Source organism: uncultured Porphyromonas sp. (assembly GCF_938039215.1).
Lineage (GTDB): Bacteria > Bacteroidota > Bacteroidia > Bacteroidales > Porphyromonadaceae > Porphyromonas.
On sequence record NZ_CALHVI010000045.1, the window covers coordinates 1 to 24,515 of the forward strand.

A 24,515-nucleotide genomic window follows, 5' to 3' on the forward strand; every position below is an offset into this window, starting at 1 on the left:
AATGGTCCTGAGATGTGTAGCGCCTCGGCGATCTGACGACTGATGCGCTTGATACGGCGCACCGTCTCGACATAGAGCTTCTGCCCTGGGAACTGGATCGTAGCGTCCCCTGAGTGTACCCCTGCGAACTCAATATGTTCGCTGATGGCGTAGGCGACGATCTCCCCTCGCTGCGCTACGGCATCGATCTCCACTTCCTTAGCGTGCTCGATGAACTGGCTTACGACCACCGGATGTTCCTTCGATACGTCTGCCGCTAGCTCAAGGAAGCGGTAGAGCTCCTCGGAGTTGGAGCAGACGTTCATTGCCGCCCCCGATAGTACGTAGCTTGGACGAACGAGCACAGGGAAGCCTACTTCACGGATGAAGGAGTCGATGTCCTCGATACTCGTCAATTCCTGCCAGCGAGGCTGGTCGATGCCTAGCTCATCTAGCATCGCAGAGAACTTATGCCTATCCTCAGCACGGTCGATATCCTCGGCTTGTGTCCCGAGGATGGGGATGCGCTGGGAGTGAAGCTTCAGGGCAAGGTTATTAGGGATCTGCCCACCAGTGGAGAGGATGACACCTCGGGGTGTCTCTAGATCAAGGATGTCTAGGACACGCTCGAAGGTAAGCTCATCGAAGTAGAGGCGATCCGTGATATCGTAGTCCGTACTTACCGTCTCGGGGTTGTAGTTGATCATGATAGATCGTAGGCCCTGCTGACGGATCGTCTGAAGGGCATTGACTCCACACCAGTCGAACTCGACAGAGCTACCGATACGGTACGCCCCAGAACCAAGGACGACGACCGAGCGTCCATCTCCTTCGTAAGCGATATCGTTAGCCGTACCACTGTAGGTCAGGTAGAGGTAGTTGGTCTCTGCTGGATACTCAGCTGCGAGCGTATCGATCTGCTTGACTACGGGCAATACTCCGAGCTTCTTACGCAGAGCACGTACCGCCAGAGCATCCTTATCGTGCGCCTTGATCCCTTGCTTGGAGAGAATGAAGCGAGCTATCTGGAAGTCCGAGAAGCCCTGACGCTTGGCCTTGAGTAGGAGCTCTCGGTCTAGATCCGAGATCTGCTGTACTGCTGCGAGACGATCGGAGGTGCGGACGATGCTCTGGAGCTTGTCGAGGAACCATCGGTCGATCTTCGTCAGCTCGTGGATCTGGTCTACGGTGTAGCCCATGGCGAAGGCCTGACTAATAGCGAAGACACGTGTATCGGTAGGAGCCTTCAGAGCGCCATTGAGCTGGTCAGCGGGGATCTCCTTGGTATTGTTGCCGACGAAGCCGTGCATCCCTTGGCCGATCATACGGAGCCCCTTCTGCATGGCCTCCTCAAAGGTACGTCCGATAGCCATCACTTCCCCTACGGACTTCATGCTACTACCGAGCTCACGGGAGACACCGTGGAACTTCCCTAGGTCCCAGCGAGGGAGCTTACAGACGACATAGTCAAGTGCAGGCTCGAAGAAGGCAGGAGTCGTACGGGTCACAGAGTTCTTCAGTTCGAAGAGCCCATAGCCTAGCCCAAGCTTAGCAGCGACGAAGGCCAGAGGGTAGCCCGTAGCCTTAGAGGCTAGAGCCGATGAGCGAGATAGGCGGGCATTGACCTCGATGACTCGGTAGTCTTCGCTGTCAGGGTCTAGGGCATACTGCACGTTACACTCCCCGACGATACCGATATGACGTACGATGCGGATAGCGATCTCACGGAGCTTGTGATACTCGTTGTTCGTCAAGGTCTGTGAAGGAGCGATGACGATGCTCTCTCCGGTATGGATACCCAGAGGGTCAAAGTTCTCCATGTTACAGACCGTGATACAGTTGTCGTAGCAGTCACGTACCACTTCGTACTCAACTTCCTTCCATCCCTTGAGGCTCTTCTCGACGAGTACCTGAGGCGAGAAGGAGAAGGCCTTGCTACAGAGCTCATCTAGCTCCTCTTCGTTGTCGCAGAAGCCGCTACCGAGGCCACCCAAGGCATAGGCTGCACGGATGATCACGGGATAGCCCAGAGAGGCTGCAGCACGGCGAGCATCCTCGACACACTCCACAGCATGGCTCTGGATCGTCTTCACCTGGATCTCATCCAGCTTGCGAGCGAAGAGGTCTCGGTCTTCGGTGTTCATGATCGCCTCTACGGGTGTCCCGAGGACCTCGACATTGTACTTGGCAAGTACTCCGCTCTGATGCAGGGCTACCCCACAGTTGAGGGCGGTCTGTCCGCCGAAGGCGAGAAGGATCCCTTGGGGGCGTTCCTTCTCGATGACCTTCTCGATGAAGAAGGGAGTGACGGGGAGGAAGTAAATCTCATCGGCGATCCCTTCGGAAGTCTGGACAGTAGCGATGTTGGGATTGACGAGGACGGTATGTATCCCCTCCTCACGCATCGCCTTGAGTGCTTGAGAGCCAGAGTAGTCGAACTCTCCTGCTTCCCCGATCTTCAGGGCTCCAGATCCTAGGAGAAGGACCTTCTGTATCTTATTCTTGTCGATCATTGTCTCTTGCTTTTGAAGGGGATTAAATCAGGTTAAGGAACTCTTCGAAGATAAAGACCGTGTCCGTCGGCCCACTACAAGCCTCGGGGTGGAACTGAGCCGAGAAGAAGGGTAGGGTCTCATGGCAGATCCCTTCGTTGGAGCCATCATTGAGATTGACATACTTCTCTCTCCAGCCTGGTCCAAGCGTCGAGGCATCGACAGCGTAGCCATGATTCTGGCTGGTGATGTAGCAGCGGTTTGTCCCGACTTCACGCACAGGCTGGTTGTGGCTGCGGTGCCCGTACTTCATCTTTGAGATCTTCGCTCCTGCTGCTGCGGCTAGGAGCTGGTTACCCATGCAGATGCCACAGATGGGCTTCTTCTTATCGAAGGCTTTACGTATATGCTCGACAGTGATACGGCACATATTGGGGTCGCCAGGGCCATTGGAGAGGAAGAGCCCGTCGAAGTCGATCTCGTTGAAGTCGTAGTCCCAAGGCACTCTATACAGTGTCACATCGGGGCGGATGAGGTTGCGTACGATGTTGTTCTTCGCTCCGCAATCTACGAGCACGATCTTCTTCGGTCCATTGCCATAGATGGTGACTTCCTTGGGGGAAGCCTCTGCCACGAGGTTGCGGCTATTGGGATCATCGAAGGGGATATCCTCTCCCCCCTCTAGGACGATCTTGCCCTTCATTGAGCCTTTCTCTCGGAGCGTCTTGGCCAGTTCACGTGTATCGATACCCGTAAGACCGAAGACCTTCTCTCGGCGGAGCCATTCGGAGAGCGAGCCCTCAGAGTTCCAGTGGCTGTGCTCCTCGGAGTAGTCAGAGACTACGATCCCCAGAGGATGGATCTCATCGCTCTCTCTGAAGAAGGCGATGCCGTGCTCATCTCGCTTGGGAGAGGGCACCCCATAGTTCCCGACGAGGGGATAAGTCATGACGAGGATCTGCCCCCGATAGCTGGGGTCAGTGAAGCTCTCCGTATAGCCAGTCATCGCGGTATTGAAGACGACTTCGCCTGCCACAGGGGCATCATAGCCGAACGAGTAGCCTTCGAAGCGACTCCCATCATCTAGGATCAAAGTAGCTCTTTTGTAGTCTTGCATAGGGACGGATACTTAATGAAGATGTGTAGGAATAGGTGATCTGAGGCGGTATTATAAAGAGAAAAGCCGTCTACCAAGCAGAGCTTGACATACGGCTTTTCTATATTTCTTGTCGCTCGGAGAGAGCGAAGACCTCAGTTTCATCTGATCGTTTGTACATGCAATGCAGAGCCCCTTTGGCTCCGCTTTGCATGCAAAGATATGAAAAAAAGAGAGACTAGGATGCCTAGAGCCCAAAGCTCTTGCGAAGGGTGTCTACGTAGTCGAGCTTCTCCCATGTGAAGAGCTCTACTTCGTGAGCGACTTTACCACGACTGTTGGTAGAGAAGTACTTAGTCACCGTGCGAGGCTCACGCCCGAAGTGCCCGTAGCTAGCCGTCTCTCTATAGATGGGGGTACGTAGCTTGAGGCGCTGCTCGATGGCATAGGGGCGCAGGTCGAAGAGCTGCCCTACCCGCTCTGCGATGGCGCTATCAGCGACAGAGACATGCGAAGAGCCGAAGGTGTCGACGAAGATACTGATAGGCTCTGCTACACCGATAGCATAAGCCAGCTGCACGCACACTTCGTCTGCGATACCGGCACCGACGAGGTTCTTAGCGATGTGACGAGCGGCATAGGCTGCCGAGCGGTCTACCTTCGAGGGGTCCTTACCAGAGAAAGCTCCACCGCCGTGAGGAGCCTTCCCCCCATAGGTATCTACGATGATCTTACGACCCGTGAGCCCAGTGTCGCCATGGGGCCCCCCGATGACGAACTTACCCGTTGGGTTCACATAGAGCTTGAAGTCTGCATCGAGTGCCTGCTGGATCTGCTCGGGGTAGCGTGCGAGTACTCGAGGAAGAAGGATCTTGCGAATATCCTCGGTGATATGAGCCTGCATCTGAGCGTCAGCCGCTGCCTGCGCCTCTGCAGAATCATCACTAGGCTCAATGAATTCGTCGTGCTGGGTACTGATGACGATGGTATCGATACGCAGGGGTTTCCCCTCATCCGAATACTCGACCGTCACCTGACTCTTAGCATCGGGACGGAGGTAAGGCATCAAGTGAAGCTCTTCCTTGCGGATGTGGGCGAGTTCCTCTAAGAGGGCATGCGACAGGTCCAGTGGCAGAGGCATGAGCGAAGGGGTCTCACGACAAGCGTAGCCGAACATGATCCCTTGGTCGCCAGCGCCCTGCTCTTCGGGAGATAGACGCTCGACACCACGGTTGATATCAGCACTCTGCCCATGGATGGCGGAGAGGACTCCACAGCTGTCTGCATCGAAGCAATAAGCGCTCTTGTTGTAGCCGATCTCACGGATGACATCTCGAGCAATGTCTTGAAGTTCGACATAGGCATCACTCTTGACTTCGCCCGCCAGCACGACCTGCCCCGTGGTCACAAGCGTCTCACACGCGACCTTGGAGAGCGGGTCAAGTGCCATGAAGTGGTCAAGGATGGCATCTGATATTTGGTCAGCCACCTTGTCGGGATGACCTTCTGAGACAGACTCAGAGGTAAAGAGATAACTCATCGGTATATCTATTGTATATGGGTTAGTGATTTCAGACGTAGCCCCAATGGGTGAATATAAAAAGACCTCAGCTGCCTATCGGTGCAACCAAGGTCGAGGTGAGCTAAGTCTGTCGTAGAGGGTGAAGAGCCAAGGATAAGGCTCCATCAAGACGACGGGTTTAGCATTTTTTCTCGTGGTTGCAAGCATCTCAAATCTATCCACGTCCCCCGTGGGGGCTACTTTCGGGCACAAAGGTACACTTTTTCTCCGACTCTACCGATCCTACTTCCTCATCGGAGGCACAAAGAGCACAGTTCTCTCGCACTAAGTCTTGAGCTTTAGCCCTTCTAATAGCAAGTCCTCAGAGGTAGCAGTAGCGCCTCTTGGGAGGCACCAGTAGTACCTCTTGGGAGGCGCTACTGCAAACACTCGTAAGGGCAACAGCCCCCTACAACCGACACCTGCTGAGGGACGCAGAGCCAGCCCCCGTAGAAGCACAGAGAGCAGAAGCGGAGATCTTAAAGGCAAGGAGAACTAAATCCTCTACTCGATTATTCTTATTTTTGCGAGAATAGCAGACGGGCTCCTTCGGAGCAACAAGCTCCCTTACCCGTCTCGACTTAACCCCTCCTCCATCTCGATGGCAAAGAAAGAAACGAAGAAGACTCCCGCCCCCCTCACCGACCGCCAGGATACGGCAGACCACATCCTCCTGCACCATGTGCGTGTCAATAATCTCAAGAATATAGACCTAGCCATTCCCCGAGGCCAACTCATCGTCGTCACTGGGGTGAGTGGCTCGGGGAAGAGTTCGCTCGCCTTCGACACACTCTATGCCGAGGGACAGCGTCGCTATGTGGAGAGTCTCTCGTCGTATGCCCGTCAGTTCGTCGGTCGTATGGCTAAGCCTGAGGCCGACTGGATACGGGGGCTTCCCCCAGCGATAGCCATCGAGCAGCGTGTCGTCAGCCGTAATCCCCGCTCTACCGTCGCTACCTCTACCGAGATCTACGAATACCTGCGCCTGCTCTATGCACGCATTGGGAAGACCATCTCCCCCAGCACAGGAGAAGAGGTGCGCAAGCACACAGTGAAGGATGTCTTGGCCTATGCTAAGGGGCTTCCCGTGGGAAGTCGTGTCTACCTCATCGTGCCCCTACACGTACCCGAGGGGAGACAACTGGCAGCCCATCTCGAGATCCAGCTACAGCAGGGCTACAGCCGACTATGGCTGCCCGAGGGGATCATAGCCATCGAGGATGCCCTTCTCTGGAGTGACGACCGAGCCGAAGGACTCTATCTGCTCATCGACCGTCTGGCTATCAGCGAAGACCTTGAGGCTGTAGACCGCCTAGGCGAATCGGTAGAGACCGCTTTCTTCGAAGGACGTGGAGTCTGCTACCTTGCTATCGAAGAGATGGGTGAGGAAGGACGAAAGCCCATGCGCCTTCAGGAGTTCAGCAATATCTTCGAAGCCGATGGTCGTGTCTTCCAAGAGCCTTCGCCCGAGATGTTCAGCTTCAACAACCCCATCGGTGCTTGCCCCGAGTGCGAAGGCTTCGGGAAGGTCGTGGGCATTGACCGCCGTTTGGTCATCCCCGACCCCAGCCTCTCCGTCTATGACGATGCGGTAGCCTGCTGGCGAGGGGTAGTCTCTTCCGAATGGAAACAGTTCTTCATCCGCTATGCAGAGCAGGCGAAGTTCCCCATACACCGCCCCTATGAGGAGCTCACTGAGGAGCAGAAGGCACAGCTGTGGGATGGTCTCCCCAGCAAGGAGTACGGCCCGATAGGGATCACTCCTTACTTCGACTATCTACGAAGCCAGCTTCACAAGATCCAGAACCGCGTACGTATCGCCCACTTCACGGGGAAGACCATCTGCCCGACCTGCCATGGAGATCGCCTCAAGCCCGATGCCCTCTGTGTACGTATCGGGGGGAAGAACATCGCCGAGATCGTATCGATGACCCTCTGGGAGGCTCGGGACTTCTTCGACCAGCTCCAGCTGAGCGAGGCCGAAGCCTTCATCGCTAAGCGCCTGCTGCATGAAATACGCTCTCGCCTTAGTTTCCTCGACGAAGTGGGTCTAGGCTACCTTACCCTCGATCGCCTCTCCAGCACACTCTCGGGTGGGGAGAGCCAGCGTGTGACGCTGGCCACCCAGCTCGGAAGTAGCCTCGTGGGCTCACTCTATGTCCTCGATGAGCCCAGTATCGGCCTACACCAAAGAGATACCGAGCGCCTCATCCAGGTAGTGCGTCGCCTCCGAGATCTCGGCAATACCGTCGTCGTCGTAGAGCACGACGAAGAGATGATGCGTGCCGCAGACTACATCATCGACATCGGCCCCGATGCGGGTCGCTATGGAGGCGAGGTCGTCTATGCAGGTCCAGCCTCAGAGATCGACAGCACGACCCCTGGCTATACGGCTGCTTATCTGACGGGGCGAGAAGAGATCCCCCTTCCCTCCGTCCGTCGTCCTTGGAATAGCTACATCGAGCTAGAAGGAGCGACACTACACAACCTCAAGGATATCACCGTCCGCTTCCCACTACATACCCTCACTGTAGTCAGCGGTGTCAGCGGTTCGGGCAAAAGCACGCTGATGCGCGAACTCTTCTACGAGGGTGTCTCTCGGATGCTCAACAAGGAGCCCATGGACAGCCTAGAGCTACGTGGGATCTCGGGAGACCTCAAGTCCATCACCCAGATCGAGTATGTCGACCAGAACAACATAGGACGAAGTTCCCGCTCCAACCCCGTGACCTACGTAGGAGCCTTCGACACGATCCGTGAGCTCTATGCAGGTCTACCCCTATCGAAGCAGATGGGCTTCAAGCCCTACTACTTCAGCTTCAACAAGGAGGGGGGACGCTGTGAACGCTGTCAAGGCGCAGGGGTCATCACCGTGGAGATGCAGTTCATGGCAGACATCACTCTTCCCTGCGAAGCCTGCCACGGCTTACGTTTCCGCAAGGAGCTCCTAGAAGCAGAGTATTGTGGGATCAACATCTCTCAGCTCCTCGACATGAGCGTAGATGAGGCGGTCGAGTTCTTTGACAAGAATAGAGCCTCTTCCACCTTGACAACGAAGATCATCGACCAGCTACGTCCCCTGCAGAAGGTAGGGCTAGGCTACATCAAGCTGGGGCAGTCAGGCTCCACCCTCTCTGGTGGGGAGAACCAGCGAGTCAAGCTGGCCTATTACCTCGGGAAGGGGAAGAAGCTCCCTACCCTCTTTATCTTCGACGAACCTACTACAGGCTTGCACTTCCATGACATTCGCACCCTGCTTGAGGCTCTACAAGCCCTCGTAGACCAAGGGCATTCGGTGATCGTCATTGAGCACAACCTTGAGGTCATCCAGGCTGCCGACTGGGTCATCGACATGGGACCCGAAGGCGGGAAGGCAGGAGGCTATATCGTAGCCGAAGGGACACCAGAGGCTATCGCTTCGTGCACAGAGTCTGCTACGGGTCGCTACCTCAAAGAGCTCCTTCAAGCCAAGCTAAAAGCCAAGCGTAAGTAAATCCCAGCGCCAGTAGCTGATAGGATTTAGTGCTAGAATCAAGGGTATAGAAGTATTTGAGCTAAGATGCCCGTAGCACTAAGACCAAATGGGACATAGCTCTGATGCTAGAGGGAAACAGCAGACGGCACTACCCCATCTAACCTACCCTCAGAGAAGCCCTACCCTTACACCTTCGAGAGCAAGGATATAAACGAGGGAAGCCCCCAAGTCCATAGCCTATATGAGGCTACGAACTTGGGGGCTTCCCTTATCTTATCTATTCTGTAGACTAGAGCTTACCTTCGGTAGTCTTCATGATCTCGTCAAGCAGGTCATTGACCATCTCGCCACGTAGATCTCGGGCGACGATCTTACCGCTAGGATCAAAGAGGATGAGCTGAGGAATGCCTGCGATCCCATAGAGATCCGTTGCGTTCTTATCATTGAAGATCTGAGGCCACGTGATCTCTAGATCCTTCATAGCCTGCAGGTGATCCTCCATCTTGTCCCAGACGACAGCACCAAGGATGGTCAACCCCTTGTCCGTGTATGCATCACGTACCTTCTTCAGGTGAGCGATCTCACGACGGCAAGGTCCACACCAAGATGCCCAGAAGTCGACCAGCACATAGTGTCCCTTGCCGACATAGTCGCTGAGGCGAACGGGCTTGCTGGCATCATCGACCCCGTCGAAGTCTATAAACTGTGCACCTGGCTTAGTAGCCTCAAGACTGCGGAGACGCTCTAGCTGCTTAACGATCGTCTCTTCATTGCGAAGTCTTTCGCTAACTTCTTTTAGGTAGCCTTCAGCCTTGGCTAGGTCGATCTCTTCCTGTGCAAGGAGGGTCTGCAGAGCGTAGTAGCCTAGAGCATCATCTCGGTGAGCCTTGAGGTCAGCTAGTGCCCCTGGTAGGATCTGAGCATAGTACTCCTTGACGACCTTCTCCATTCCTTCTTCCTTCTCCTTATCAGAAAGAGACTTGTCGGAGCGGAGCTTCATCAGCTTCTCCTTCACACCGCTAGAGAGGGCGACCTCTTCCTTGACCTTCTGAGCACGGAGATCGTTGAGCGGAGTACCCGTAGCAGCTTCTGCATCAAGTGGTGCCTTGATGACACCTTCTTCGGGGATGAAGGAAAGGGAGTATGAACGAGGAATGATCAGGTTGACTACGATACCATCACCACCTAGAGGGCGCTCAAAGTGGAACTTCCCCGCTGCGACCTGGACACTGTCGAGAGCGGCACCAGCATTGGTGTAGAGGTAGACCCACTTGCCGTTGGCTTCGGCAGGTGCTGTACCTTGGATCAGGTAATGCCCTGCTTTAGGCTTGGCGATGCTAACGGTAGTAGCTTTAGACTTAGCCTTACCCTTGCGTTGAGCCATAGCGGGCAGAGCAATCGTCGTGGCTAGAGCAAGAAGCCCTAGGCGGATCCATTGATTCTTCTTCATGTGTTTTACTTATATGTATGGATGAGTGGTAATAATCTTGAACTAAGATAAGTATAATCTGGCGACGAGCGTTATCTAACCCTTGATCCAAGCCCCAAGCTCTGCTAAGAGCGTGCTCTGCGATAGCTCTAAGGAGGCTCTACCCTCAGTATAGAAGCGATCCCATAGCTATACTCAAGAAGCACCGAGGTTAGCTCAACGGAAGCTCTAAGGTCAGTTTCTTAGAAGCAGCAAAGTCAGCTTAGGGCAAGCGCCAAGATCAATACTGGGGAAGCCCTACTATCAGACTGAGAGGAGCTCTACGCTAGCGCAGTCGGATCTTGACTATGAGCTTGCTCACAGCACCACCGCCTCCGATGAGGGGGGCATGAGCATCTTCGGGATAGAGGATCACGAAGTCCCCTGGGACGAGATCCACGTAGCTCGCAGGAGTGTCTTCGAAGAAGATGACATCCTTCTCCTTGTCATAGGGTGCTTGAGGCTCTTGGCACTGGGCACGGGGAAGCCAACCAATCCGCTCTCGCCCCTTGAGTAGCACCTGGATATCGATATGCTCTTCGTGGGCTTCGAGTGGCTGATAGATCTGAGAAGGAGCATCCATGCGGTTGATGAAGAGATCTTCACCACGGAGCTCTATGCGCTGCGACTCTAGAGCCAAGAGATCATGCGTCTTGATGTAGTCGAAAGCTTCTTTGAATAAGGGATGTAGTCCTTCGTAGCGAGCCGATCCCTCCAGTGTACTATGGATCATTAGAGTAAGCTTAGTTAGTCGTGAGTCTCTATATCTGCAGTAGGCTCTCTGTGGCCCGCTCTAAACATTAGAGAAGGCCTTGACAGAGCATAGCCATACGCAAAGGTAGAAACTTCTTCGATACCACGTCCTTACCCTACCCATATCTTATACTCCATCATCCCTCCTTCCCCATAAATCAATTTCCCCTACCAAGCCAGACGCTTAGTAGGGGAAATTGCCCATAAACTAAAGGTGACGAACAAGTCCTCCTAGAGTGTCTTGAGGAGAGAGACTAGCTTCTCTGCGTGCTCTCGTGCTTCTGCTGCGACGTTGGGGTTCGTCAGGGACAGCTGACCATAGAGGGGGAAAGCTCCTACATAGTCCATCTGGGTATAAGCTGCGGTACACTTGAGGGGAAGTGTCAGAGCACTGCTAAACTCCGAGTCTTCAAAAGTCGCAGCACCAGAGCCCGTGGTGTAGGAGTGGATGAACTTCTTCCCCTTGAGCTTATCGCCTCCCGTGCCATAAGCAAAGCCGTACTGGAAGACTTCATCCAGGTAGCGCTTCATCGCAGCTGGTACGCTGAACCAGAAGACGGGGTGATGGAAGATAATGACATCTGCCCCTACTAGCGCCTCCTGCTCGGCAGCGATGTCGATCTTATTGAGGTCAGGATAAAGCTCTTCTAGATTGCGGATCTCTACATTAGGTAGCGCCTTGAGTACCTCAAGGATAGCCTTACCAGCGTAGCTCTGCTCGTGGTAGGTATGCGAATAGATAACGAGTACTTTCATTTTTCTTGACGGATAAGTCTATATATGGATGATCTTGTGTGGTAAGAACGTAGAGGAGGTAGAAAAGGTTCGCTCGGGTACAAATAAATGGGTGCCTACCTCCAAGAAGGTAGACACCCATTATATCTATTTAGTGAGGGAGGGAAAGTAAGCGAGCTTACCTCCTTACAGCACTAGAACTCCGCATTGCGTGGCGTACGGGGGAAGGGGATCACATCACGGATATTCGCCATACCCGTGACGAAGAGCAGGAGACGCTCAAAGCCCAGACCAAAGCCCGAGTGAGGAGCCGTACCATAGCGACGAGAGTCGAGGTACCACCAGAGATCCTTCTCGGGTACTCCGACCTCCTGAGCACGCTGTACGAGCTTATCGAGGTCTGCTTCACGCTCCGATCCACCGATGATCTCTCCGATCTTGGGGAAGAGAACATCCATACCTCGGACTGTCTTCCCATCGTCGTTCAGCTTCATATAGAAGCTCTTGATCTCCTTAGGATAGTCGGTGACGATGACGGGACGCTGGAAGTGCTCTTCCACGAGGTAGCGTTCGTGCTCGCTAGCAAGGTCGGCACCCCAGTACACAGGGAACTCAAACTTGCGCCCTGCCTTGACTGCCGCCTCGAGGATCTCAATACCCTCGGTGTAGGCCATGCGCTTGAAGGGCTTCTCTAGGACAAAGCGTAGGCGATCGATGAGCTCCTTGTCGAAGTGCTCCGCTAGGAAGGTCAGATCATCCATACAATGATCGAGCGCCCACTGCACGCAGTACTTGATGAACTCCTCTGCTAGGTCCATGTTCTCCTCGATTTCAAGGAAAGCGACCTCAGGCTCGATCATCCAGAACTCAGCTAGGTGACGAGGCGTATTGGAGTTCTCAGCACGGAAGGTAGGCCCGAAGGTGTAGATCCCCCCGAGAGCAAGAGCTGCCATCTCTCCCTCAAGCTGACCAGATACCGTCAGCGAGGTGTGGCGTGCAAAGAAGTCTTCCTTGTAGTCGACCTTCCCATCCTCGGTACGAGGAGGGTTCTCTAGGTCAAGCGTCGTGACTTGGAACATCTGTCCAGCACCCTCGGCATCACTCGCCGTGATCAGTGGTGTATGGACATAGAAGAAGCCTCGCTCATGGAAGAATGTATGGATAGCGATCGACATGTGATGGCGCATGCGGTAGATCGCACCGAAGGTATTCGTACGTGGACGTAGGTGGGCGATCTCACGTAGGAACTCTAGGGAGTGCCCCTTCTTCTGTAGTGGATAGGTCGCAGGGTCTGCTGTACCCAGCACTTCGATCTCACTGGCCTGGATCTCGACACTCTGACCCTGTCCCTGCGAGGAGACAAGCTCACCGATGACACTCAGGCTAGCACCCGTCGTGATCTTAGCCAGCAGTTCGGGATCGAACTTAGCTAGATCGACGACGATCTGGATATTATGGATCGTCGAGCCGTCATTGAGTGCGATGAAGCTGACAGCCTTATTGCCACGGCGAGTACGGACCCAACCTTTGACGTTCACTTGCTGCCCTACTAGGGTAGCTTGGAGTAGCTCGATGATTCTTGTACGTTTCATAAATGAATGATTGAGGTATGTAGCGGTTCTGTAGGTGTGTGCTGATTACTCGAAGGAGCCCATGCGCAGGTTGTTCACCTCCTGCTCGGTGAGATAGCGCCAGCGACCTCGTGGGAGGTTCTTCTTCGTCAAGCCGGCGAAGTAAACTCTATCGAGCTTGTGTACGTGGTAGCCTAGGTGCTCGAAGATACGACGGACGATACGATTGCGTCCCGAGTGGATCTCGATACCTACTTGGCTAAGGTCTTCCTCATTGACGTAGCTGACAGCATCCGCATGGATCTCTCCATCCTCAAGCTCTATCCCCTCAGCGATACGCTGCATATCCTCGATGGAGACGGGCTTATCAAGCCAGACCTGATAGATCTTCTTCTTCATGAAGGAGGGGTGCGTCAGCTTACTCGAGAGGTCGCCATCATTGGTGATGAGGATGACCCCTGTGGTATTTCTGTCGAGACGACCTACGGGATAGATGCGCTCCTCACAAGCCCCCTTGACGAGATCCATCACAGTACGGCGACACTCGGGGTCATCCGAAGTCGTCACGCAGTTCTTAGGCTTATTCAGGAGGATATATACCTTGCTCTGGGTGGAGACACGCTGTCCCTTGTAGACGACCTCATCGAGGCGCGTGACACGTGAGCCAAGTTCCTTGACGACGACTCCATTGACGGTGATATCACCTGCTGCGATGAGTTCGTCTGCCTCACGACGGGAGCAGACCCCAGCGTTGGCTAGGAACTTATTGAGGCGCAGATCCTGTGCGGGATCGACCATCTCCTCGTACTTGACGGGGATGGGTAGCTGAGGCTGCTTGGGCTTCTTAGCCTTGGGCATAGGGCGCTTGCCTCCCTTGGCGGGACGCTTCCCCTTGTAGGGCTGACCTTCTCTCTGATGGTCTCCTGCTGAGGGAGCCCCACCCGAGCGACGAGGACGCTCCGAGCGATTGTAATTGTAGCTATATCGACCATCTGCACGCTCAGCCTGATAGCGCTCGTCATAGCGAGAGCGCTCTGCGGTAGAGGTAGAGCTAGCTTGAGGGCGATGCTGTGAGGGGTAAGAACCTTCGTAGGAAGAGTGATCTACACGTGAAGGGCGAGAAGAGTAACGGTTGGGACGTGGTGACTGCTCTTCTTCGGAGACGATGAAGACACGTCGGCGTCTCGTAGGTGTACCTGTAGTGCTTCGTGCTGAGGTGTGCTGTCCATCGGTAGAGGCTGCTGGTACACGACGGGAGTGTGTAGCCGAGCGCGGAGTAGGCTCATCAGAGCTACTGAGGTTTGGTCGAGGAGTAAACTCCTTGTCTTCTGCCATGTTTGGGTCTTGTTTTGTATACTTTATTGTCTCGGGTGTTGAGGGCAGCCTCTCGGCTCCCCACTGGTCTATAGCTAATGGATGTCCTAGGTGCTTGTGCTTTGCCTACGGGACATACACTGCCGAAGTACCCAATTACCTTTGAGCAAAGATAATAAGATTATACGATATGCTACTCGCACCCACCCGATCTGATCCCCTCGCCCCCCTAGAGGATATGCTCTTAGGATAGAGTTCGATAGGTCTAGATACAGCGAGACGCACCCTCACTCCCTGATCTGGGAAGGGTGCGTCTCATTTGTAGAGGATAGCTCCGCTGTAGCTTAGATGATGGAGTGCTTCTTTGTGAACTCTACGATCTCATCGATATAGCCGAAGGCCAGACCCGTGACCGTGTCGGCACAGCCGTAGTAGATAGCGATGCGACCCGTGTCAGCATCGTGCAGAGCAGCGCAGGGGAAGGTCACGTTGGGCACGTCACCCATGCACTCATACTGCTCACGAGGAGAGATGAGGTAAGGACCGGAGCGGAACTTCACCTTCCAAGGCTCATCCAGATCAAGCAGTGCCGAACCAAAGGCATAGACGAAGCCATTGCACGAAGCAAGTACCCCGTGGTAGATCAGGAGCCACCCTTCGCTCGTCTCGATGGGGATAGGACCTGCACCGATCTTCGTGCACTGCCAAGCACTATCCTCGAAGGGTGCAGGGCTCATGACATGACGGTGGCGACCCCAGAACTCAAGGTCTGGCGACTCGCTATAGAAGATATCACCGAAGGGCGTGTGACCATTGTCGCTGGGGCGGCTCAGCATGGCGAACTTCCCATCGATCTTGCGGGGGAAGAGCACACCATTGCGGTTGAAGGGCAGGAAGGCATTCTCCAGCTGGTGGAAGGTCTTGAAGTCAAAGGTGTAGGCGACACCGATCGTGGGGCCGTGGTACCCATTGCACCACGTCACATAGTAGCGGTCTTCGATGAAGACGACACGAGGGTCGTAGCCGTAGACCCACTCACCGATCTCCTTGTCCTCACATTCGAACTTCAGAGGCTCTGGGTTGATGTTCCAGTTGATGGCATCATCGCTGAAGCCCACGTGCAGACGCATGCGGCGATTCGTGTCATCGCAGCGGAAGACACCAGCGTAGCCTTCTCCGAAGCGTACGACAGCACTGTTGAAGATGCTATTGGACGTGGGCAGGAGGTCACGTGGGATGATGGGGTTAGCGCTGTAGCGCCAGACAGTATCCTTACAGCCTTCGGGGCGGTCTTCCCAAGGCATATCGGGCAGACTCTGCCCGACGATCTTGATCTTGCTCATTCGTTTACTAATATATAGGGTGATGATATGACTTAATTAGGCTGCCTCCTTCGTCTCGGGCGAGTGAGCGAAGGGTAGGCGTAGGCTCAGCACGATGGCTGGGATAGTGACCACGAGCACCAGGATGAAGAAGCCTTCGTAGCCAAGCTGTGTAGCGAGCTTCCCGCTGATCATACCTGGGACCATGACGCTCAGGTTCATCAGGCTATTAGCGAAGGCATAGTGCGCCATCTGATACTTCCCTGGAGCGATCTGCTGCATCATGAAGAGGGTGATCCCTACGAAGCCGAAGCCATAGCTGAAGTACTCGAAGACGATCCCCGTAGCGACCCACCAGAGGTTCTGAGGCTGGAAGAGGGCAAGCAGGAGGTAGACGGCAAAGGGGATATTGAAGATACAGACCAGAGAGAAGAGCGTCTTCTTAAGTCCGAACTTAGCGATGTAGTACCCTGAGAGGATCGAGCCGAGGATGAAGGCGATCGTACCCGCCGTACCATAGATGAGCCCGTAGTCCTCATTCGACAGGCCTACACCGCCCGTCATGACGGAGTCCTTGAGGAAGATAGGAGCGATCTTCATCGCCAGACCTTCACCTAGACGGTAGAGGAAGATGAAGACGAGGTAGAGCCAGATATGCTTCTTGACGAAGAAGGTACGGACGACCTCGACCATCTCAGCCCAGCTCTCCTTAGCTGAGCGTCGCTCCTTAGCTGTCTCCTTCGGTAGTACCCACATGTGGTAGAGGGAGAGCGCGAGCATCAGAGCGGCACAGATGGCCATGATCACCATCCAAGCCTTCTCGAGACCAATCCCCTTCGATAGGTAGCCAGCGAGATAAACTAAACCTCCGTTGGTGAGGATCTTAGCTAGATTGTAGAAGGCACCCTGCCAGCCGGCATAGACTCCCTGCTCGCTACTGGAGAGCTCCTGCATATAGAGTCCATCCCCAGCAATATCGTGCATCGACCCGCTGATAGCCAGCACGCCCATGAAGGCTAAGGCGATGGAGAAGAAGCTGGGTAGAGGCAGAGCAAAGCAGACCAACCCAAACATCAGGGCGGTGATAGCCTCGGTAAGGAAGACATACTGGCGCTTCGTACCAAAGAGCTCCATACAGAGGCTGAAAAGAGGCTTCAGAGACCAAGGCAAGACAAGCAAACTGGTCCAGAAGGTGACATCTTCCTTACCGATCCCAAGGTCGGTGAACATCAGTACAGAGACGATCGAGAGGGCTACATAGGGAAGGCCCATCCCAAAGTAGACGCTGGGCACCCACGCAATGGGGTTGCGCCTCTTCTTCGTTTGTGGAGTTGAAGGCGAATAGTTTTGTTCTTCCATGAAGTATGAATGTACGTAATTCTGATTTTCGAAGCGGTTCAAAGATAGCAAAAAAGCAGGGATCCCGCCTCTCTTAGCTACCTTTCGTCAGCGCCCCACAGATAGGGCAAGCGAGTAGCCCATTCATGGGTCGCCCGACCGACCCATACATGCCTCCCCGAGGTGACCCATGCATGGGTCACCTCGGGGAGGCATGTATGGGTACTAATCGGTGGGTATCTTACCCGCTCCGTTAGGGGCGAGTATAGAGCAGAGGCGAGACGCTAGGTCGCTCGGCACTAAGCTTGCCTGATGAGTAGGCACAATCCCCATTGACATAGGTCGCCTTGACGCTGTGGCTGAAGGAATGCCCTTCGAAAGGTGACCATCCGCAGAGGGAGAGGATGCGCTCAGGTGTGACTAAGGTATCGGCCTTGGGATCAACCAGCACTAGGTCGGCATAGTAGCCCTCTCGGAGGAAACCTCGCTTCTCGATACCGAAGAGCTGAGCGGGCAGATGAGCCATCTTCTCCACGACCAATTCACGGGTGAAGACTCCTTCACGTGCTAGATCGAGCATCGCCACAAGGGCATACTGAGAGAGAGGACCACCGCTAGCCGCCGTCAGACAGTCCCCTTCCTTCTCGGAGAGCAGATGGGGAGCGTGGTCAGTAGCCACGATATCGATCAGCCCCGAACGAATGGCAGCACGTAGTGCCTCCCGATCACGGAGCGTCTTGACAGCGGGATTCCACTTGATGCGGTTACCTAAGCGTGCATAGTCCTCGTCGGAGAAGATCAGATGGTGCACGCAGGCTTCGGAAGTGATCTTCTTCTCGGATAGAGGGAGATCATTGCGGAAGAGAGAGAGCTCCCGAGCCGTAGAGACATGGAGGATGTGTAGACGACTCCCCAGACGGGTAGCGAGCTCTACAGCTTCGCTTGAGGAGCGATAGCAAGCCTCTTCGCTACGGATGAGTGGATGGTAGCGTACATCGAGCTGTGCCTGCCCCACCTCATCGAGGTAGCGCTGGCGATTGGCACGGATGATCTCTTCCTTCTCGCAGTGCGTAGCGATGATGAGGTCTGTCTCGCGGAAGATGCGCTCCAGCGTGTGCTTATCATCCACGAGCATGTTGCCCGTCGATGAGCCAAGGAAGAGCTTGAGCCCTGGGGTGCGGCGGGCATCGATGCGAGGGAGCTCGTCGGCATTGTCATTCGTTCCCCCGAAGAAGAAGGAATAGTTAGCCCAAGAGGTCTCAGCAGCACGATCCATCTTCCACTGCCAGGCCTCGAGGCTGGTCGTAGGAGGCTTGGTGTTGGGCATCTCCATGAAGGAGGTCGTCCCCCCAGCTATCGCCGCCTTGCTCTCGCTCTCGATGGTCGCCTTGTGCGTCAGCCCTGGTTCACGGAAGTGGACTTGGTCATCGATACAACCAGGGAGAAGCCAGAGCCCTTCAGCAGGCACTAGTTCATCGACCTCGGAGAGCAGCTGCTCAGGGAAGCTATCTGTACCCTCGTAGATCTTCTCGATCTGTGTCCCCGAGGTGAGGAGTGAGGCAGTGAAGGAGCGCCCTTCGTTGATGAGGGTCGCATTGCGAAAGAGTCGTTTCATAGGTGTAGCTAGCTAGTATATAGCGAAAGGATCGCTAAGGTATTGTTGATCAGATGGAAGAGCATGGGGATACGTAGCCCCCGAGAGTCATAGGCTAGATAGCTCAGCATCAGCCCTAGGACTAGACGACTGAGGAAGCCCGCAGGAGAGAAGTGTAGGAGCGAGAAGAAAAGCGCCGTGAAGAAGAAGACCAGCCACTTCTGCTGAGGATAGGAGCGCATGAGGAGACGCTGGAGCAGTCCACGGAAAAAGATCTCCTCGATGACTGCTGGCACCAGCGCCAGCGCTAGGAAGAGTTCACCGAAGGAGACTGATCCCCGACGAAGCATCCCGAGTACTGTCTCCTCGACTTGATCCTTCATGGGGCTGCCTAAGCTCTTAGCAAGCTCGATGACTCCGAGATAGAGGAGATTGGATAGGAGGATCGTCGCCGTGGCAAGAGCTAAGATACGGAGAAGATAGCCCACCCGCCTATACTTCGGCGGAAGGGGACGGAGCACCGCTCGTAGCGCCTCTCTTCCCGAGGGCAAGAAAAGGGCAGGTAATAAAAAAATGCACAGCGAGATCACGACATTCGTGACCAACTGTGCATGCACTAGAGACGTAGCCTCCCACCCCTTCGTGAGCGACCCACTCAGATAGAGAAGTACGGGGGAGACAAGCAGGAGGGCGAAGGCTATCCAGCCCAGAAGGCAGAGGAGCTCCGTACGGGTCTTCATTCGTCTACCTCTTCACTATCCTCATGATCGGGATAGAGCTGACCCTTGCGGATCTTCATCGGGGAGAGGCCGAACATCCTACGGCAGAAGGCCGAGAGATAGCCCGTCGAGGAGAAGTAGTAGCGCTCTGCGATCTCAGTCAGCGACAGAGGGCTATCGACAAGATCCCTATAGACATGGCGTGCTCGCTGCTGGAGAAGCCACTTGAGTGGGGGGATGCCGAACTCATCATCGAACATACGGGTCAGCGCCGCTGGGGTCACTCGTAGCTTCTCGGCCAGCTCCTCGACATTGCGACACGAGAGATGATACTTGAAGACCTGACAGCTGAATCCCATGCGCTTGCAGTGGTAGTTCTTGAGGAAGTCCTCCTGCATGCGACGAGCATAGTTCATCCTTAGTAGCAGGAAGAGCTCCTGCAGCTTCACATCGAAGAGGCGAAGATCAGAGAGCGAATACTGGAGGTACTCAAGGATCGCACTCGTCCAGAGCTCTACCCCACGAGAGAGCGGAAGCGTGGTGAGCACCTTCTCCTGTCTCATCGTCGTGATCTGGAAGCGCTTCTTGGGTTGCTCTGGGCACTGATTAGCACAGAGGTGGATGCTCGGCTGGAAGTGGAAGACGAGACAAGTCGTATCTCCCTCCGCTTCGATATCTAGGAGCGTACCCATCGGGACAAAGATCATGCTGGAGGCAGCATAGGTCTCGGCCTCCGTCCCGCCATTGAGCGTAGTGCGGATGTTCCCCGATAGTAGGAAGATGATGAAGAAGTCCCCCTCACTCTGTAGGAGGAGGTGCTCCCCCAGAGACAAATGCTTGTGCATCGGGATGGAGAGCAGGGCGGCAGGCTGGTGCTTGAAGACAGAGTTACCTGCGAAGAGGAGTTCTTCACTTGGCTGTGGAGGCAGAGTACAAGCGGACATAGGCGAATAAACAAGCGGATGAATAAACGAATAAACAGGGCTAAGCTACAGCTCCAATAGGCCAGCGGGGATATGCAGATAGAGGCGATGACCAGCTACATCAAGCCGATCGACCAGCTCCTCTGAGATGGGGAGGACAAGCTCCTCCTCAGAGTGCGTGCGTACTCTGAGGAGGGTATTGAGCGTGGAGTCATCGATCTCTTCGATCACTCCTATAGCGGTTTCGGTCGAAGCATCATAGAGCTCATAGCCCACATAGTGCTGGAGCTCGAAGAGTTCTTCGGCTTCTTCGTCTGAGAGGTAGTCTTTATCGAGCCACACGGGACGACCCGTCAGAGCCTCGGCCTCCTCCTTCGTGGTGATGCCCGAGAAGGTGATGAGGTCGATCTCCTCCCCCTTAGCACGGAGCTTCGTCACTCGGTAGGGGATGAGCAAGCCCTGCTCCTCCAGCATGAGGAAGAGGGAGGTATCAGCTCCCTCCCATAGACCCGAGAGGTCTACGGATAGCTTAGCTGATACCTCACCCTGGATCCCGTGAGCACGCCCAAGAGTACCGATGAACTCAAAGTCCTCCTTGCTGAGCATGCTACAGACGAGAGATGTGTGCGCCTAGCGCATTGAGGCGAGCGGCTATATCCTGATAGCCTCTGTCGATCTGCTCGATATTGTTGATGATACTCGTACCCTCAGCGCTCATCGCAGCGATCAAGAGGGCGATACCAGCACGGATATCGGGTGAAGCCATCTTAGCTGCACGGAGCTGATGCGACTTCCCGAGACCGATGACCACAGCACGATGCGGGTCGCAGAGCATGATCTGAGCCCCCATGTCGATGAGCTTATCGACGAAGAAGAGGCGACTCTCAAACATCTTCTGATGGATGAGTACACTCCCCTTAGCCTGCGTAGCCGTGACGAGGAAGACGCTCAGAAGGTCGGGGGTCAGCCCAGGCCATGGAGCATCGGCTACCGTCAAGATCGATCCGTCCATGAAGGTATCGATCTCATAGCCATCGGGGTGTCGTGGGATGATCAGGTCGTCACCCTCCTCGAGGATGGTGATCCCGAGACGGCGGAAGGCCTGAGGGATGATCCCGAGATCTGGGATGCTGACATTAGTGATGCGCAGCTCCGAATTTGTCATCGCAGCCATCCCGATAAAGCTACCGATCTCGATCATATCGGGCAGCATCGTATGCTCTGCCCCATGCAGGCTCTTCACCCCTTCGATCGTGAGGCGGTTGGAGCCAATACCTTCGATATGGGCACCCATACGTACCAGTAGCTTGGAGAGCTGCTGTAGGTAGGGCTCACAGGCTGCGTTGTAGATCGTAGTCGTCCCTTCGGCCAGCACCGCTGCCATGAGGATATTAGCCGTCCCCGTGACCGATGCTTCATCGAGAAGCATGTACTTACCACGTAGCTGCGAAGCCTCTAGGATGTAGCTCTTCTTGTCGGTATCATAGACACAGCTTGCGCCGAGCTCCTGGAAGCCGATGAGGTGCGTATCCAGACGACGGCGACCGATCTTGTCTCCACCAGGCTTGGGGAAGACAGCGTAGCCAAAGCGACCAAGGAGGGCACCAGCCATCAAGATCGATCCACGCAGAGCACGTGCGCGATTGAGGAACTCCTCGCTATGCAGATAGTCGATATTGATCTCATCGGCTTGGAAGCTGTAGCTCCCATCATCACTGAGCTTGGTGACCTTCACCCCGATATGACGCAGCAAGTCGATGAGGTTGTTTACGTCGAGGATGTTGGGGATGTTGTGGATGGTCACCACCTCTGGGGTGAGGAGTACCGCAGAGATGATCTGTAGCGCTTCGTTCTTGGCGCCTTGGGGGCGAATACTGCCCTGGAGGGAGTATCCCCCTTCGATTACGTAGGATGCCATGTAGGGTCTAGTAGGAGCGTTCTATTTCTTCTTGCCCTTCTTGCTATTGATGGGCTTCTGGAGCTTGCCAGGCTTGTCGATGGTGTTGGGGTTGATGTTGAGCTTGCAGTTCTCAGGGGTGAGCAGGATCTGACCGTCTGATAGTTCGAAGAGGTCCTTGAAGATCTTGATATCTTCGACATTATCTTGGTTCCAAGTCATGTAGTCCCTCTTCATCTGCAGGGCGATGAAGTACTCCGCCGCAGCACGCTCTGGTCCCACCTCCATCTTACATACACGCTGGATCATGCCTTCGATAAAGTGTCCGTAGTAGCGGTACTTGATGAAGTGCCCTGGGTAGTCAGGCTTCTGCGACTGATGGAGGATAGCCTCCTTGGTGATCGTACCCTCAGGATAGTCGACATCGAGATCGAAGTCTGCCATGATGGCCAGATGATCCCAGTAGATCGTCTCCTTGTCTGCTCCGACCCCCTTCTCAGGTACGATAGCCTCCATAGCTCGGATGATGCTCCGAGCGCAAGCGTTACGCTCCTCACGATCCTCTATGCCCTTGCAGTGGGCGACCATATTCTGGATATGGCGGCCATACTCAGGGAGGATGATCGGAGGTAGCTGATTGTTATATTCCATGCGTCTACTTATTGGAGGCGGGACTTGATCGCTTGGGTTTCTTCCTCGAAGCCAGGCTTCTCAAGCAGGGCGAACATGTTCTTCTTGTAGGCCTCTACCCCAGGCTGATTGAAGGGGTTTACCTCGAGCATATAGCCACTGATACCGACAGCCTTCTCGAAGAAGTAGAAGAGCTGACCAATGTAGTAGGCATCGAGCTTAGGTAGGACGATGCGGATATTGGGCACACCACCATCGATATGAGCAACACGCACTCCGAGCTCAGCCATTTTATTGACTTCGTCGACGCACTTACCAGCTAGATAGTTCAGACCATCGAGATTAGCCTCGTCCTGCCCGATGCGAAGTTCGCTATTGGGCTCTGCGACGCTGATGATCGTCTCGAAGATATTGCGCTCACCCTCTTGGATCCACTGCCCCATGGAATGGAGGTCTGCAGAGAAGTCCACAGCGGCATTGAAGATCCCCTTATGCTCCTTCCCTTCACTCTCGCCATAGAGCTGCTTCCACCACTCACCGATGTAATGTAGTCGTGGGTGGAAGTTCCCCAAGATCTCGATCTTCTTGCCTTCATGGTAGAGGCTATTGCGTGCGGCAGCGTACAGAGCTGCGGGATTTTGATCGAAGGGGACGGACTCATCTACCAGAGCCTTCATCTCACGGGCACCACGGACGAGCTCACGGATATCGAAGCCTGCTACAGCGATAGGCAGTAGCCCTACGGGAGTGAGCACAGAGAAGCGTCCGCCGATATCATCGGGGATGATGAAGGTCTTGTAGCCCTCCTTGTCTGCCAGCGTACGTAGGGCACCACGAGCCTTGTCGGTGACGGCGATGATACGCTGACGAGCCTCCTCTCTACCGACCTGCTTCTCTAGAAGAGCCTTGAGGATGCGGAAGGCGATAGCGGGCTCCGTGGTCGTACCACTCTTGGAGATATTGATCAGACCGAAGCGCTTGTCTTGCAGGAAGTCCACGAGCTCGCTGAGATAGTCTTCACCGATATTGTGCCCTGCGAAGATGACCTGAGGGGCAGAATGCTCCCGACGGTAAGCCTCGAAGGAGGGTGTCAGAGCCTCGATGACTGCACGAGCACCGAGATAGCTTCCCCCGATACCGATGCTGACGACATAGTCACAGCGCTGCTGAAGGTCACGTGCGGCCTCCTCGATAGCAGAGAAGTCGGCATCGGTGATCTCATTGGGGAGGTTGATCCACCCGAGGAAGTCATTTCCCAGCCCCGTAGCAGTGTGTAGCTGATGCTGATACTGGTCACTCTTCTCCCGCCAAGCTTCTACAGCTTCAGCAGGGACAGTGGCATAGATCCCAGAGAGGTCTAGTGTAAGAGTCTTCATTGTCTTATGCTTCTAATTTTTCCTTTAATATCTGATTGCAGACACTACTTCCTTGGTAGAGAAGGGTGCGTATATCCGAAGCTATCCTCGTAGCACCTAGTGTCTCTCACCTTAGAGTTCGTCGATAATAGACTCGACAGACTACAAGTATTCACACAAAGGTACGAAAAAGCCTCTATACCTTTTATTAAGATGGTTTTCCAAAGGAAATAATCTGCAACCAAAGATACCCATTCATGGGTCGATCAAGTGACCCATGAATGGGTCGGTCC

The 24,515-nt window shown here is 54.7% G+C and carries 18 protein-coding genes; 1 reads left to right on the forward strand and 17 read right to left on the reverse strand.

Annotated elements, in window-relative coordinates; all coding sequences use genetic code 11:
• From carB to metK, 3 genes are all read right to left on the reverse strand, one after another.
• Positions 1 to 2,492 (reverse strand): carbamoyl-phosphate synthase (glutamine-hydrolyzing) large subunit (gene carB, locus Q0336_RS06080; protein WP_298526661.1); only part of this gene is annotated, 2,492 nt, incomplete at its 3' end.
• Between the two features lie 22 nt (positions 2,493 to 2,514).
• Positions 2,515 to 3,588: a glutamine-hydrolyzing carbamoyl-phosphate synthase small subunit gene (gene carA, locus Q0336_RS06085; RefSeq protein WP_298526663.1), complete on the reverse strand. Its 1,074-nt coding sequence runs from the start codon at positions 3,586 to 3,588 to the stop codon at positions 2,515 to 2,517.
• 226 nt (positions 3,589 to 3,814) lie between these two features.
• On the reverse strand, positions 3,815 to 5,107 hold the full coding sequence (gene metK / locus Q0336_RS06090) for a methionine adenosyltransferase (RefSeq protein WP_298526665.1): 1,293 nt from the start codon (positions 5,105 to 5,107) through the stop codon (positions 3,815 to 3,817).
• 622 nt (positions 5,108 to 5,729) lie between these two features.
• Between metK and uvrA the strand changes: the two genes are divergently transcribed.
• A complete protein-coding gene (gene uvrA / locus Q0336_RS06095) occupies positions 5,730 to 8,621 on the forward strand; it encodes an excinuclease ABC subunit UvrA (protein ID WP_298526667.1) in 2,892 nt (963 codons plus the stop codon).
• A gap of 271 nt (positions 8,622 to 8,892) precedes the next feature.
• Here uvrA and Q0336_RS06100 read toward each other — a convergent pair whose 3' ends face one another.
• The 14 genes from Q0336_RS06100 to Q0336_RS06165 all read right to left on the reverse strand — a co-directional run bounded on the left by Q0336_RS06100 (position 8,893) and on the right by Q0336_RS06165 (position 24,243).
• On the reverse strand, positions 8,893 to 10,053 hold the full coding sequence (locus Q0336_RS06100; RefSeq protein ID WP_298526669.1) for a TlpA disulfide reductase family protein: 1,161 nt from the start codon (positions 10,051 to 10,053) through the stop codon (positions 8,893 to 8,895).
• Positions 10,054 to 10,357: 304 nt separating this feature from the next.
• Positions 10,358 to 10,804, reverse strand: coding sequence for a YhcH/YjgK/YiaL family protein (locus tag Q0336_RS06105; RefSeq protein ID WP_298526671.1), 447 nt, complete (start codon positions 10,802 to 10,804; stop codon positions 10,358 to 10,360).
• Positions 10,805 to 11,055: 251 nt separating this feature from the next.
• Positions 11,056 to 11,580: an NAD(P)H-dependent oxidoreductase gene (locus tag Q0336_RS06110; protein ID WP_298526672.1), complete on the reverse strand. Its 525-nt coding sequence runs from the start codon at positions 11,578 to 11,580 to the stop codon at positions 11,056 to 11,058.
• A 173-nt stretch (positions 11,581 to 11,753) separates the two neighbouring features.
• Positions 11,754 to 13,151, reverse strand: a complete 1,398-nt coding sequence (asnS, locus tag Q0336_RS06115) for an asparagine--tRNA ligase (RefSeq protein WP_298526674.1) — start codon at positions 13,149 to 13,151, stop codon at positions 11,754 to 11,756.
• 45 nt (positions 13,152 to 13,196) lie between these two features.
• Positions 13,197 to 14,465, reverse strand: coding sequence for a pseudouridine synthase (locus tag Q0336_RS06120; protein ID WP_298526676.1), 1,269 nt, complete (start codon positions 14,463 to 14,465; stop codon positions 13,197 to 13,199).
• 323 nt (positions 14,466 to 14,788) lie between these two features.
• Complete coding sequence (locus Q0336_RS06125) at positions 14,789 to 15,787, reverse strand: glycoside hydrolase family 130 protein (RefSeq protein WP_297191413.1); 999 nt, start codon at positions 15,785 to 15,787, stop codon at positions 14,789 to 14,791.
• Between the two features lie 36 nt (positions 15,788 to 15,823).
• Entirely contained in the window at positions 15,824 to 17,125 is a 1,302-nt protein-coding gene (locus Q0336_RS06130) for an MFS transporter (RefSeq protein WP_298526678.1), read from the reverse strand.
• Positions 17,126 to 17,357: 232 nt separating this feature from the next.
• Positions 17,358 to 18,719 carry a dihydroorotase gene (locus tag Q0336_RS06135; RefSeq protein ID WP_298526680.1) on the reverse strand — a complete coding sequence of 454 codons (1,362 nt, stop codon included), beginning with the start codon at positions 18,717 to 18,719 and terminating at the stop codon, positions 17,358 to 17,360.
• 8 nt (positions 18,720 to 18,727) lie between these two features.
• Positions 18,728 to 19,438 carry a CPBP family intramembrane glutamic endopeptidase gene (locus Q0336_RS06140; RefSeq protein ID WP_298526682.1) on the reverse strand — a complete coding sequence of 237 codons (711 nt, stop codon included), beginning with the start codon at positions 19,436 to 19,438 and terminating at the stop codon, positions 18,728 to 18,730.
• The gene (locus Q0336_RS06145) at positions 19,435 to 20,361 is read right to left on the reverse strand and encodes a helix-turn-helix transcriptional regulator (protein ID WP_298526684.1); all 927 of its coding nucleotides are present in this window, start codon (positions 20,359 to 20,361) and stop codon (positions 19,435 to 19,437) included. The genes Q0336_RS06140 and Q0336_RS06145 overlap by 4 nt, the downstream gene beginning before the upstream one ends.
• A gap of 45 nt (positions 20,362 to 20,406) precedes the next feature.
• Positions 20,407 to 20,946, reverse strand: a complete 540-nt coding sequence (locus Q0336_RS06150; protein ID WP_298526686.1) for a 16S rRNA processing protein RimM — start codon at positions 20,944 to 20,946, stop codon at positions 20,407 to 20,409.
• A 1-nt stretch (position 20,947) separates the two neighbouring features.
• The gene (murA, locus tag Q0336_RS06155) at positions 20,948 to 22,258 is read right to left on the reverse strand and encodes a UDP-N-acetylglucosamine 1-carboxyvinyltransferase (RefSeq protein ID WP_298526688.1); all 1,311 of its coding nucleotides are present in this window, start codon (positions 22,256 to 22,258) and stop codon (positions 20,948 to 20,950) included.
• Between the two features lie 21 nt (positions 22,259 to 22,279).
• Positions 22,280 to 22,888 carry a DUF4290 domain-containing protein gene (locus tag Q0336_RS06160; RefSeq protein ID WP_298526690.1) on the reverse strand — a complete coding sequence of 203 codons (609 nt, stop codon included), beginning with the start codon at positions 22,886 to 22,888 and terminating at the stop codon, positions 22,280 to 22,282.
• 8 nt (positions 22,889 to 22,896) lie between these two features.
• Complete coding sequence (locus tag Q0336_RS06165; RefSeq protein WP_298526692.1) at positions 22,897 to 24,243, reverse strand: glucose-6-phosphate isomerase; 1,347 nt, start codon at positions 24,241 to 24,243, stop codon at positions 22,897 to 22,899.
• Between the last annotated feature and the right edge of the window lie 272 nt (positions 24,244 to 24,515).

Bases quoted from the DNA above. Each gene is read 5' to 3' on its own strand.
- carA (WP_298526663.1), bottom strand. From the start codon at position 3,588: ATGCAAGACTACAAAAGAGCTACTTTGATCCTAGATGATGGGAGTCGC.
- metK (WP_298526665.1), bottom strand. From the start codon at position 5,107: ATGAGTTATCTCTTTACCTCTGAGTCTGTCTCAGAAGGTCATCCCGAC.
- uvrA (WP_298526667.1), top strand. From the start codon at position 5,730: ATGGCAAAGAAAGAAACGAAGAAGACTCCCGCCCCCCTCACCGACCGC.
- Q0336_RS06100 (WP_298526669.1), bottom strand. From the start codon at position 10,053: ATGAAGAAGAATCAATGGATCCGCCTAGGGCTTCTTGCTCTAGCCACG.
- Q0336_RS06105 (WP_298526671.1), bottom strand. From the start codon at position 10,804: ATGATCCATAGTACACTGGAGGGATCGGCTCGCTACGAAGGACTACAT.
- Q0336_RS06110 (WP_298526672.1), bottom strand. From the start codon at position 11,580: ATGAAAGTACTCGTTATCTATTCGCATACCTACCACGAGCAGAGCTAC.
- asnS (WP_298526674.1), bottom strand. From the start codon at position 13,151: ATGAAACGTACAAGAATCATCGAGCTACTCCAAGCTACCCTAGTAGGG.
- Q0336_RS06120 (WP_298526676.1), bottom strand. From the start codon at position 14,465: ATGGCAGAAGACAAGGAGTTTACTCCTCGACCAAACCTCAGTAGCTCT.
- Q0336_RS06125 (WP_297191413.1), bottom strand. From the start codon at position 15,787: ATGAGCAAGATCAAGATCGTCGGGCAGAGTCTGCCCGATATGCCTTGG.
- Q0336_RS06130 (WP_298526678.1), bottom strand. From the start codon at position 17,125: ATGGAAGAACAAAACTATTCGCCTTCAACTCCACAAACGAAGAAGAGG.
- Q0336_RS06135 (WP_298526680.1), bottom strand. From the start codon at position 18,719: ATGAAACGACTCTTTCGCAATGCGACCCTCATCAACGAAGGGCGCTCC.
- Q0336_RS06140 (WP_298526682.1), bottom strand. From the start codon at position 19,438: ATGAAGACCCGTACGGAGCTCCTCTGCCTTCTGGGCTGGATAGCCTTC.
- Q0336_RS06145 (WP_298526684.1), bottom strand. From the start codon at position 20,361: ATGTCCGCTTGTACTCTGCCTCCACAGCCAAGTGAAGAACTCCTCTTC.
- Q0336_RS06150 (WP_298526686.1), bottom strand. From the start codon at position 20,946: ATGCTCAGCAAGGAGGACTTTGAGTTCATCGGTACTCTTGGGCGTGCT.
- murA (WP_298526688.1), bottom strand. From the start codon at position 22,258: ATGGCATCCTACGTAATCGAAGGGGGATACTCCCTCCAGGGCAGTATT.
- Q0336_RS06160 (WP_298526690.1), bottom strand. From the start codon at position 22,888: ATGGAATATAACAATCAGCTACCTCCGATCATCCTCCCTGAGTATGGC.
- Q0336_RS06165 (WP_298526692.1), bottom strand. From the start codon at position 24,243: ATGAAGACTCTTACACTAGACCTCTCTGGGATCTATGCCACTGTCCCT.